This window comes from Streptomyces sp. NPDC059695 (assembly GCF_042733785.1).
Taxonomy (GTDB): Bacteria; Actinomycetota; Actinomycetes; order Streptomycetales; family Streptomycetaceae; genus Streptomyces.
The window spans coordinates 32,823-39,931 of sequence record NZ_JBHWFF010000027.1 but is presented as its reverse complement, the minus strand read 5'-3'; the positions used below and the strand labels follow the sequence as shown (position 1 = coordinate 39,931).

Here is a 7,109-nt window from a genome sequence, read left to right as displayed (position 1 = left end):
GCGCCGCCGTCAGCGCCCGCCGCCCCCCCCTCCCCCGCCGCCGCTCGCGGCGGGTCAGGCCGCGGCGCGCGGGGGGGGGGGCGCGCGGGGGGGCCGGCGCTTCTGGGGCGTTCTTCCCGGGCTGGGACGGAGGGTCAGGCGGTACGGGGGCGGCGGCGGGCCAGCCGCTCCGCCGCGAACACGTCCTCCAGGCGGAACAGCTGCGCCCGGCCCGCCCGGCCCGCGGCCCGCAGGTGGCCCAGCTGGACCCACTTGCGGATCGTGGCGGGCGCCACCCCCGCCTCCTCGGCGGCCAGCGGGCCCGGGACCAGCGTGGGCAGGTCGGGTGAGCTCAGCACGAGGTCTCCTTCGGGTCGTCCATCGCGGCCTCGATCTCGTCGGTACGCGTCCCCGACGCCTCCGACAGTTCCTGCCACCGGTCCTCCGGCCACAGGTGCCGGTACGCCGGGTCGTCCTGGCAGCCGCACACCTCGTCCGCGCAGACACAGGCCGGGTTCACGCACAGCACCGCGCGCCGGTCCGGGAAGGCCCGCAGCGACACCGAGTCGCACCAGGGGCAGCGGCCCGAGACCCGCACGACGGTCTCGGAGTCGCCGAGCGTCCGGGCGCAGCGCCGGGCCATCCGCCGGATCTCGTCCCGCACGTGCCGGGCCAGGTCGGGGTGGGCGGAGACCGGGCCGAGCAGCCCCACCAGCCGGCGGAGCCGGTCGATCACCCCGGCGCGCGGCGGCCGGGGCAGCGCGAGCCGGGCGCACACCGCCTCCTCCAGCTCCACGACGCCGTCGGTGATGTCGCGGATGGCGTCGGAGACGTGCAGCCGGATCGGGGCGGCCCCGTGGCCGGGGACGACGAGCCCGTGCCGCTGCTGGAGCAGCAGTGCCTCCCGGCGCTCCTCGCGGATCAGTTCGTCGCGTCCGGCGGGGGAGGGGCCGGGCGCGGTCCCGGCGGGGCCGCGCCGCCCGGGCGCGAGCTCCTCGGAGAGCTCGGGGAACTGCCGGACGAGGGAGGCGGTCCAGAGCGCGACGTCCCGCAGGAGGAGGTCGGTGCGGTCAGCCACGGCGGCCGCTTCCCGTCAGGGCGAGGGCCTTCTCGACGCGACGGGCGTCCGCGGGGCGGCCGTTGCGCCAGAGCCGGCCCGCGCAGACTCCGTCGAAGTAGCTCTCCGCCGGGGCGACCGCCGCCTCGCACTCGCTCCGCACGGGGCAGGAGGCGCAGGCCCGCAGGGCCGGGGCCGCCTCCTTGGCGCGGCGGGCGAAGACGACGGACGGGGAGAGGCCGGCGCACGCGGCGGAGGCCTGCCAGGGGGACGGGTCGGGATGGAACAAGGGGTTCTCCACGGTCCGGGGCCCGCCGGGGCCGTCCATGGGGCCGGTGGGGCGCCTGGGGCTCAGGGGGCCGACGAGTGCGGCGGCGAGCCAGACTTACACGTTGCGTGCGAGCGCGCAACGAAAATCTGGAGCGGCGGGTCGGACCCTTCACCGATTCGACACGATTGCGTGCCCGAAAGCACGTAATTCCGTGCGCGCAAGCACGCTAAGGTATGGGATCCGGAGGGTGGGGGAGCGAGGAGCGGTACACATGAGCACTCAAGGGCTCGACGAGTTCGCAGGCTGGGTCGAAGGCCTGATGAGACAGCGCGGCTACGACATCGACAGCCCGCGCGGCGGCGGCAAGTCCCGGATCGCGGACGAGGCCGGAGTCCACCGCGCCGCCGTCACGCGCCTGCTGCAGCGGCAGAGCATGCCCGACCTGGAGACCATGCGCCGGATCGCCCCGCTGCTCGGCGTCTCCGTCCGCGACATGCTCATCCGGTCCGGCCGCGTGACCCCCGAGGAGCTCCCGATGGCGGCGGACCTGCTGCCGCCGAGCGACTGGCAGCCCTCGATGGAGGACTTCGCGCGCTGGCTGGGCGTGCCCGACGACCGCATGGGCGTCTTCGTCAAGGTCGTGAACCAGTTCCTGGAGCCGGACACCGACGAGGCGGGCGCCGCCGAGACCCCCGAGCCCCGCCGCAGCGCCCGGGACTGACCGCTCCCGGCCGGGCCCGCCCGCGCCCGGTCCGGGGGTTGAGAACGACCGACTCCGGGCTGAGCGTGACCGACTCCGGGCCGGGTGTGACCGGCGCCGGGTGGGGCGCGACCGGTCGGGGTCGGGTCGTGATCGGCCGGGGCGGAGCGCGGCCGTCCGGTCGTGCGCCGGGCGGACCCCAACCGGCGGGCGGCGGACCGGAGTCGGCCGGGGCGGGCCGGAACGGCGGGTCGCGGGCCCGCGCGGCCCCCGGGTCCGGTCCCCGTGCCGTAACGATCCGCCCTGGTCCCGGCACGCTCCGGCCGGGACCGCGTGCGCGTGGGCATTTGTTTTGACCGGAGTCCGTGCGATAGGTACGCTCATGCCTTGTGCCTGGGGTGTGCCTGGGCTCCCGTGCGTGTCCTCAACCGCACGGCGAGTCATATACCGGCCACCGTGATCCGCGCTTTTCCCGCCTCTGGCGGGAGGGGTCCGCGAGATTCGACACACCCGACCGCGTGGGTCGGTGAATGTTCCAGGTTAGTTTTACCGACGGCACACAGAAACCGGAGAAGTAGTGCCTACGATCCAGCAGCTGGTCCGTAAGGGCCGGCAGGACAAGGTCGAGAAGAACAAGACGCCCGCACTCGAGGGTTCCCCTCAGCGTCGCGGCGTCTGCACGCGTGTGTTCACGACCACCCCGAAGAAGCCGAACTCGGCCCTCCGTAAGGTCGCGCGTGTGCGTCTGACCTCCGGCATCGAGGTCACGGCCTACATCCCGGGTGAGGGTCACAACCTGCAGGAGCACTCCATCGTGCTCGTGCGCGGTGGCCGTGTGAAGGACCTGCCGGGTGTTCGTTACAAGATCATCCGCGGTTCCCTCGACACGCAGGGCGTCAAGAACCGTAAGCAGGCTCGCAGCCGCTACGGCGCCAAGAAGGAGAAGTAAGAATGCCTCGTAAGGGCCCCGCCCCGAAGCGCCCGGTCATCATCGACCCGGTCTACAGCTCTCCTCTTGTCACCTCGCTGATCAACAAGATCCTGCTGGACGGCAAGCGTTCCACCGCCGAGCGCATCGTGTACGGCGCCATGGAGGGTCTTCGTGAGAAGACCGGCCAGGACCCGGTCATCACGCTGAAGCGCGCTCTCGAGAACGTCAAGCCGGCCCTCGAGGTCAAGTCCCGCCGTGTCGGTGGCGCCACCTACCAGGTGCCGATCGAGGTCAAGCCGGGCCGCGCGTCCACGCTGGCCCTCCGCTGGCTCGTCGGTTACTCCCGCGCCCGTCGCGAGAAGACCATGACCGAGCGCCTCATGAACGAGCTCCTCGACGCCTCCAACGGCCTCGGTGCTGCGGTCAAGAAGCGCGAGGACACGCACAAGATGGCCGAGTCCAACAAGGCCTTCGCGCACTACCGCTGGTAGTCGCAACCCACATCGAGACCGAGAGAAGACTGAGCCGATATGGCTACCACTTCGCTTGACCTGGCCAAGGTGCGCAACATCGGCATCATGGCCCACATCGACGCGGGCAAGACGACCACCACCGAGCGGATCCTGTTCTACACCGGTGTCTCGTACAAGATCGGTGAAGTCCACGACGGCGCTGCCACGATGGACTGGATGGAGCAGGAGCAGGAGCGCGGCATCACGATCACGTCTGCCGCGACGACCTGCCACTGGCCGCTCGAGAATGTCGATCACACGATCAACATCATCGACACGCCGGGCCACGTCGACTTCACCGTCGAGGTGGAGCGTTCGCTGCGCGTGCTCGACGGTGCTGTCACCGTGTTCGACGGTGTGGCCGGTGTCGAGCCCCAGTCCGAGACTGTCTGGCGTCAGGCGGACCGCTACGGCGTCCCGCGCATCTGCTTCGTCAACAAGCTCGACCGTACGGGCGCCGAGTTCCTCCGCTGCGTCGACATGATCGTGGACCGCCTCGGCGCCGTCCCGATCGTCATGCAGCTCCCGATCGGCGCCGAGATGGACTTCCAGGGCGTCATCGACCTGGTCCGCATGAAGGCGCTTGTCTGGTCCGCCGAGGCCAGCAAGGGTGAGATGTACGACGTCGTCGACATCCCGGCGGACAAGCTCGAGCAGGCCGAGGAGTACCGCGCCAAGCTCGTCGAGACCGTCGCCGAGAACGACGAGGAGCTCATGGAGCTCTTCCTCGAGGGCGTCGAGCCCACCGAGGAGCAGCTCTACGCTGCCGTCCGTCGCATCACCATTGCCTCCGGCAAGGGTGGCGGCGAGAAGACGGTCACCCCCGTCTTCTGTGGCACCGCGTTCAAGAACAAGGGCGTTCAGCCCCTGCTCGACGCGGTCGTGCGCTACCTCCCCTCCCCCCTTGACGTCGAGGCCATCGAGGGCCACGGCGTGAAGGACCCGGAGGAGATCGTCAAGCGCAAGCCGTCCGACGACGAGCCGCTGTCGGCCCTCGCGTTCAAGATCGCGAGCGACCCGCACCTCGGCAAGCTCACCTTCGTCCGGATCTACTCCGGTCGCCTGGAGGCCGGCACCGCGGTGCTGAACTCCGTCAAGGGCAAGAAGGAGCGCATCGGCAAGATCTACCGCATGCACGCGAACAAGCGTGAGGAGATCGACTCGGTGGGCGCCGGCGACATCGTCGCCGTCATGGGCCTCAAGCAGACCACCACCGGTGAGACGCTGTGCGACGAGAAGAACCCGGTCATCCTGGAGTCCATGGACTTCCCGGCGCCGGTCATTCAGGTCGCCATCGAGCCCAAGTCCAAGGGTGACCAGGAGAAGCTGGGTGTCGCCATCCAGCGTCTCGCGGAGGAGGACCCCTCCTTCCAGGTGCACTCGGACGAGGAGACCGGCCAGACCATCATCGGTGGTATGGGCGAGCTTCACCTCGACATCCTCGTCGACCGCATGCGTCGCGAGTTCAAGGTCGAGGCGAACGTCGGCAAGCCGCAGGTCGCGTACCGCGAGACGATCCGCAAGGCCGTCGAGCGACTTGACTACACCCACAAGAAGCAGACCGGTGGTACCGGTCAGTTCGCCAAGGTGCAGATCGCGATCGAGCCCATCGAGGGCGGCGACGCCTCGTACGAGTTCGTGAACAAGGTCACCGGTGGCCGCATCCCGAAGGAGTACATCCCTTCGGTCGACGCGGGTGCGCAGGAGGCCATGCAGTTCGGCATCCTGGCCGGCTACGAGATGACCGGCGTCCGCGTCATTCTTCTCGACGGTGGCTACCACGAGGTCGACTCCTCCGAGCTCGCGTTCAAGATCGCCGGCTCGCAGGCCTTCAAGGAGGCCGCGCGCAAGGCTTCGCCGGTCATCCTCGAGCCGATGATGTCCGTCGAGGTCACCACGCCCGAGGACTACATGGGCGAGGTCATCGGTGACATCAACTCCCGCCGTGGCCAGATTCAGGCCATGGAGGAGCGCAGCGGCGCTCGCGTCGTGAAGGGCCTCGTGCCCCTCTCGGAGATGTTCGGCTACGTCGGAGACCTCCGCAGCAAGACCTCGGGTCGCGCAAGCTACTCGATGCAGTTCGACTCCTACGCCGAGGTTCCGCGGAACGTCGCCGAGGAGATCATCGCGAAGGCCAAGGGCGAGTAACTCTCCCGAGTTCACGCTTTAGGCTTGACACCAGTCGCCGGGGCTCAGCCCCCCGAAACCCGAGGGATCGGGCCCCGGTTTACTGGCATCCCAGCAAAGATCACCTGGCGCCGATGAAGCAAGGCGTACAGAACCACTCCGCAGGAGGATCAAGTGGCGAAGGCAAAGTTCGAGCGGACTAAGCCGCACGTCAACATCGGCACCATCGGTCACATCGACCACGGTAAGACGACCCTCACGGCCGCCATTACCAAGGTGCTGCACGACGCGTACCCGGACCTGAACGAGGCCTCGGCCTTCGACCAGATCGACAAGGCTCCCGAGGAGCGCCAGCGCGGTATCACCATCTCGATCGCGCACGTCGAGTACCAGACGGAGTCGCGTCACTACGCGCACGTCGACTGCCCCGGTCACGCTGACTACATCAAGAACATGATCACGGGTGCCGCGCAGATGGACGGCGCCATCCTCGTGGTCGCCGCCACCGACGGCCCGATGCCGCAGACCAAGGAGCACGTGCTCCTGGCCCGCCAGGTCGGCGTTCCGTACATCGTCGTCGCCCTGAACAAGGCCGACATGGTGGACGACGAGGAGATCCTGGAGCTCGTCGAGCTCGAGGTTCGTGAGCTCCTCTCCGAGTACGAGTTCCCGGGCGACGACCTGCCGGTCGTCCGCGTCTCGGCGCTCAAGGCGCTCGAGGGCGACAAGGAGTGGGGCGAGAAGCTTCTCGGCCTCATGCACGCCGTCGACGAGTCGATCCCGCAGCCCGAGCGTGACGTCGACAAGCCGTTCCTGATGCCGATCGAGGACGTCTTCACGATCACCGGTCGTGGCACCGTCGTCACCGGTCGTATCGAGCGTGGTGTCCTCAAGGTCAACGAGACCGTCGACATCATCGGCATCAAGACCGAGAAGACCACCACCACGGTCACCGGCATCGAGATGTTCCGCAAGCTGCTCGACGAGGGCCAGGCCGGTGAGAACGTCGGTCTGCTCCTCCGTGGCATCAAGCGCGAGGACGTCGAGCGCGGCCAGGTCATCATCAAGCCGGGTTCGGTCACGCCGCACACGAACTTCGAGGCCCAGGCCTACATCCTGTCGAAGGACGAGGGTGGCCGTCACACCCCGTTCTTCAACAACTACCGCCCGCAGTTCTACTTCCGTACCACGGACGTGACCGGCGTCGTGACCCTCCCCGAGGGCACCGAGATGGTCATGCCGGGCGACAACACCTCCATGTCCGTTGAGCTGATCCAGCCCATCGCCATGGAGGAGGGCCTCAAGTTCGCCATCCGTGAGGGTGGCCGGACCGTCGGCGCCGGCCAGGTCGTCAAGATCACTGCCTGATCTTGAACTGACCTGGTAGCTCCTACGAGCTGCTAGCAGTGAGAGAAGGGGGCGCCCCCCCCCGGGGGGGGGGGGCGCGGGGTGGGGGGGCGGGGGGGGGGGGGGCGTGGCGCGGTGCCCGGCCCGGCTACGGCCCCCCCCACCCCCGGGGGGCCGCCCCCCCC

General features: G+C 69.2%; 8 protein-coding genes. 5 read left to right on the top strand and 3 right to left on the bottom strand.

The features are described 5' to 3' along the window. Window positions 1-134 precede the first annotated feature (134 nt). Genes ACFV2S_RS28535 through ACFV2S_RS28525 form a run of 3 tightly spaced genes read right to left on the bottom strand, consistent with a single transcriptional unit; the run spans window position 135 to window position 1,325 of the window. Window positions 135-338 (bottom strand): hypothetical protein, encoded by a 204-nt coding sequence (locus tag ACFV2S_RS28535; protein ID WP_329854424.1) that lies wholly within the window; start codon window positions 336-338, stop codon window positions 135-137. Beyond that, on the bottom strand, window positions 332-1,057 hold the full coding sequence (locus ACFV2S_RS28530; protein ID WP_385564885.1) for a hypothetical protein: 726 nt from the start codon (window positions 1,055-1,057) through the stop codon (window positions 332-334). Before ACFV2S_RS28530 ends, ACFV2S_RS28535 begins: the two co-directional genes overlap by 7 nt. Then, window positions 1,050-1,325, bottom strand: coding sequence for a WhiB family transcriptional regulator (locus ACFV2S_RS28525; RefSeq protein ID WP_385564882.1), 276 nt, complete (start codon window positions 1,323-1,325; stop codon window positions 1,050-1,052). Before ACFV2S_RS28525 ends, ACFV2S_RS28530 begins: the two co-directional genes overlap by 8 nt. 253 nt (window positions 1,326-1,578) lie before the next feature. On the opposite strand from ACFV2S_RS28525, the gene ACFV2S_RS28520 reads away from it, so the two are divergent. From ACFV2S_RS28520 to tuf, 5 genes are all read left to right on the top strand, one after another. Continuing rightward, window positions 1,579-2,028: a helix-turn-helix domain-containing protein gene (locus tag ACFV2S_RS28520; protein ID WP_383788345.1), complete on the top strand. Its 450-nt coding sequence runs from the start codon at window positions 1,579-1,581 to the stop codon at window positions 2,026-2,028. Between the two features lie 556 nt (window positions 2,029-2,584). Next, complete coding sequence (gene rpsL, locus ACFV2S_RS28515; RefSeq protein WP_003948652.1) at window positions 2,585-2,956, top strand: 30S ribosomal protein S12; 372 nt, start codon at window positions 2,585-2,587, stop codon at window positions 2,954-2,956. A gap of 2 nt (window positions 2,957-2,958) precedes the next feature. After that, the gene (gene rpsG, locus ACFV2S_RS28510; protein WP_015035567.1) at window positions 2,959-3,429 is read left to right on the top strand and encodes a 30S ribosomal protein S7; all 471 of its coding nucleotides are present in this window, start codon (window positions 2,959-2,961) and stop codon (window positions 3,427-3,429) included. Between the two features lie 39 nt (window positions 3,430-3,468). Beyond that, complete coding sequence (fusA, locus tag ACFV2S_RS28505) at window positions 3,469-5,598, top strand: elongation factor G (RefSeq protein ID WP_382864724.1); 2,130 nt, start codon at window positions 3,469-3,471, stop codon at window positions 5,596-5,598. Between the two features lie 153 nt (window positions 5,599-5,751). After that, window positions 5,752-6,945: an elongation factor Tu gene (gene tuf / locus ACFV2S_RS28500; protein ID WP_382864721.1), complete on the top strand. Its 1,194-nt coding sequence runs from the start codon at window positions 5,752-5,754 to the stop codon at window positions 6,943-6,945. Window positions 6,946-7,109: the final 164 nt, after the last annotated feature.

Coding starts and splice junctions, on each gene's coding strand:
- rpsG (WP_015035567.1), top strand. CDS start 2,959: ATGCCTCGTAAGGGCCCCGCCCCGAAGCGCCCGGTCATCATCGACCCG.
- fusA (WP_382864724.1), top strand. CDS start 3,469: ATGGCTACCACTTCGCTTGACCTGGCCAAGGTGCGCAACATCGGCATC.
- ACFV2S_RS28520 (WP_383788345.1), top strand. CDS start 1,579: ATGAGCACTCAAGGGCTCGACGAGTTCGCAGGCTGGGTCGAAGGCCTG.